General features: G+C 71.7%; 5 protein-coding genes. 3 read left to right on the top strand and 2 right to left on the bottom strand.

All coding sequences use genetic code 11. The annotated features are described in order from the left end of the window. Positions 1-282 (bottom strand): GntR family transcriptional regulator (locus ESO86_RS13900; protein ID WP_129235539.1); only part of this gene is annotated, 282 nt, incomplete at its 3' end. A 26-nt stretch (positions 283-308) separates the two neighbouring features. Further along, a complete protein-coding gene (locus ESO86_RS13895; RefSeq protein WP_129235538.1) occupies positions 309-746 on the bottom strand; it encodes an Lrp/AsnC family transcriptional regulator in 438 nt (145 codons plus the stop codon). A gap of 167 nt (positions 747-913) precedes the next feature. On the opposite strand from ESO86_RS13895, the gene ESO86_RS13890 reads away from it, so the two are divergent. The 3 genes from ESO86_RS13890 to ESO86_RS13880 all read left to right on the top strand — a co-directional run. Continuing rightward, positions 914-1741 (top strand): LLM class F420-dependent oxidoreductase, encoded by an 828-nt coding sequence (locus tag ESO86_RS13890; RefSeq protein ID WP_129235537.1) that lies wholly within the window; start codon positions 914-916, stop codon positions 1739-1741. A gap of 596 nt (positions 1742-2337) precedes the next feature. Further along, positions 2338-3195 carry a dimethylargininase gene (gene ddaH / locus ESO86_RS13885; RefSeq protein WP_129235536.1) on the top strand — a complete coding sequence of 286 codons (858 nt, stop codon included), beginning with the start codon at positions 2338-2340 and terminating at the stop codon, positions 3193-3195. A gap of 56 nt (positions 3196-3251) precedes the next feature. Beyond that, positions 3252-3440 (top strand): hypothetical protein (locus tag ESO86_RS13880; RefSeq protein ID WP_165307852.1); only part of this gene is annotated, 189 nt, incomplete at its 3' end.

The raw sequence follows: 3440 nt of genomic DNA, 5'->3' as shown, positions 1-3440 counted from the left end.
GAAGTCGGATGCCGCGGCCTGCAGCGCCCGCTCGACCGGATCGCCCACCGCGCTGACGAAGGTGCCCGCGCGGCCGCGCCCCTCGACGACGCCGTCGGCCTCGAGCTCCTTGTAGGCGCGGGCGACCGTGTTCGCGGCGAGGCCGAGCTCCTCGGCGAGGGCGCGGACGGTCGGCAGCTTCGAGCCCGCCGCCAGGCGTCCGTCGCGCACCGCGTCGACGACCTGCATGCGGAGCTGCTCGTACGGGGGAGTGTGCGCGTCGTCGTCGACGGTGAATCGCATGCGGTCTCCGGGGTCTGGTTCTCGGGTCAGTCTCGGTTCCGGTTGACCAGGCGCGAGAGCACGATCGCGCTCCTCGTGTGGTCCACGTTCGGGGCGATGCGCACTCGTTCGAGCGCCTCCTCGAGCGAGGTGATGTCGCGGGCGCGCATGTGCACGATCGCGTCGGCGCTGCCCGTGACGGTGCCCGCGTACACGACCTCCGGCACGCCCTGCAGGATGCGCTGCAGCTCGTCGGGCGCGACCGTGCCCCGGCAGAACAGCTCGACGTACGCCTCGGTGCTCATGCCGTCGACGGCAGGGTCAACCTGGATCGTGAACGCCTTGATGACGCCGTCGGCGACCAGCTTGTCGACGCGGCGCTTGACGGCCGAGGCCGACAGCCCGACGGCCGACCCGATATCGCCGTACCCGGCCCGCGAGTTCTGGCGGAGCAGGTCGAGGATGGCCCGGTCGAGGTTGTCCATGGGCCCGAGTGTAGGACGGTCCATTGCGTGGCGATACGGTCGGACGCCGTTTTCGTGCGTGCTGTTGCGGTTTCGTGATCGCAGGACGCGCGACGCGCTGACGCGGCATCCGTTCGCCATCGGCGCACACCGCGGAAACCGCTCGCCCGTCGTCGTATCGTGACCGCATGACCCCGAACACCGCTCCCGCGCGCCTGGGCGTGCAGCTGCAGCCGCAGCACGCGACCTACACGCAGATCCGCGACGCCGTGCTCCGGATGGAGGACCTCGGCGTGGACGTGGTCATGAACTGGGACCACTTCTTCCCGCTCTCCGGCGACCGCGACGGCCTCCACTTCGAGGCGTGGACGATGCTCGGCGCCTGGGCGGAGCAGACCGAGCGCGTCGAGTTCGGCACCCTCGTGAACTGCAACTCGTACCGGAACGCCGACCTGCAGGCCGACATGGCCCGCACGCTCGACCACATCAGCGCCAAGGGCGGCGACACGGGCCGCTTCATCTTCGGCACCGGGTCGGGGTGGTTCGAGCGCGACTACGACGAGTACGGCTACGAGTTCGGCACCGTCGGGTCGCGGCTCGACGACCTCGCCGAGGCGCTGCCCCGGGTGAAGGCGCGCTGGGCGAAGCTGAACCCGGCACCCACACGCGACATCCCGATCATGATCGGCGGCAAGGGCGAGCAGAAGACGCTGCGGCTCGTCGCCGAGCACGCCGACATCTGGCACTCGTTCGTGCGGCCCGACGAGCTGGGCCACAAGGTCGACGTCCTGAAGCGCTGGGGCGAGAAGGTGGGGCGGGACGTCTCCGGCATCACGATCTCGAACGAGCTGTCGCGCCGGAGCCTCGACGACGCCTACGCCGACGCGCTGTACGCCGCCGGCGTGCGCCTCTTCACGCTCGGGATCTCGGGCCCGCACTACGACGACGCCGCCGTGCGGCACTGGCTCGCGTGGCGCGACCGCCGCAACGAGGAGGCCGGGGTGCGCGCCGCCTGAGTTCGGGCGGGCGGGGCACGTCGCCGGATCAGTCGGCAGGCGTGGTGGAGAAGCTCACCTCGCCCGATTCGGACCACTCGACGTGGGAGAAAGCCGGGTCGGGCTCGAACGTACCGCGGAGACCGACGGCACGCATCCGCCCGCCCACCCGGCGGCGCCCGTCCCGCCCGGCGGCGCCCGTCCCGCCCGGCGGGAGCGGTCGAGGGGATGCTGAATGCACCGCCTGAGGCTGCTCGCGGTGCATCCGGCATCCTCTCGATCGCCCGATGCGACAGGCGACGCGCCTGCGCGAGCGAGCGGAGGCCCGCGACGGAATCGTGCGCGCGCGCGGCGCGCAGGAACGGGGATTTCGCGCGCCCGCGGCATCCGCCGACCCCGAATCATTGCGCGAGCGCGACCAACGCGCAGGAATCGTGTGTGAAAAGCCGAGAATCCCGCAGGCCGTGAGGGACACACTGGAGGTGGCGTCCCGACGGCGGTGCCATCCGAACACCGCCGCCGGGGCTCGAGAGAGCGACCTGGTCCGCCGACACCCCACCGGCCGAGCCGGCGGCACGCCGCCGTGCCCGGCCGACGAACCCACCTCGAGGAGTGAGATGTCGACCGTGATCGAGACCGAGACGACCAGGAACGCGCCGGAGCGCACCGCGACGAGGAAGTCCGTGCTGATGTGCCGGCCGGAGCACTTCACCGTCGTCTACCAGATCAACCCGTGGATGGACCCCGCCAAGCCCACCGACACGACGCTCGCCGTGGCGCAGTGGCAGACGCTGCACGACACGTACGTCGGGCTCGGGTTCGACGTGCAGCTCATCGACCCGGTCGAGGGGCTGCCCGACATGGTCTACGCCGCGAACGGCGGCACCGTGATCGACGGCATCGCCTACGGCGCGAAGTTCACGCACGAGCAGCGGGCCGCCGAGGGGCCGGCGTACATGGAGTGGTTCCGCCGGGCGGGCTTCGACGTGCGCGAGCCCGCCGAGACGAACGAGGGCGAGGGCGACTTCCTCCTCGTCGGCGACGTGATCCTCGCGGGCACCGGCTTCCGCAGCGACGGAGCGAGCCACGACGAGCTCGCGCGCATCACCGGCCGCGAGGTCGTCACGCTGACCCTCGTGAACCCGAGCTTCTACCACCTCGACACCGCGATCGCGGTCCTCGACTCCCGGCCCGGACAGGAGCACATCGCCTACCTTCCGAGCGCGTTCGACGGGCCCTCGCTCGAGGTCCTGCGCGAGCGCTACCCCGATGCGATCCTCGTCTCCGAGGAGGACGCCGCGGTGCTCGGCCTCAACTCGTACAGCGACGGGCGCAACGTCGTGATCGCCGCGCGCGCGACGGGATTCGAGCGCCAGCTCCGCGAGGCCGGCTACCACCCGATCGGCGTCGACCTCTCCGAGCTGCTGCTCGGCGGCGGCGGCGTGAAGTGCTGCACGCTCGAACTGCGACGCTGATCCGGCTACGATTCCGCAGGACCCCACCCGCACGCCCCAGCCCCGAGGGATCGACGATGGCACCTGCGAACACCGACCAGAACCCCGCTGCGAAGGCGCTCGCCGCCGCGAAGCAGCTCGCCGCGCGAGCCGGACAGGCGACGCGCGACCAGCTGCGCAAGCTCCGCCGGAAGGACACGACGACGGATGCCGCGGCCCAGGCGTCCGCCGAGGCGCCCGGTTCGCCTGCCGCGACGAGCGCGCCG

It is taken from the genome of Agromyces binzhouensis, from assembly GCF_004135055.1.
GTDB classification, from domain to species: Bacteria; Actinomycetota; Actinomycetes; order Actinomycetales; family Microbacteriaceae; genus Agromyces; species Agromyces binzhouensis.
Note: the sequence above shows the minus strand (reverse complement) of the source record. Positions and strands in the feature narration are given on the sequence as shown.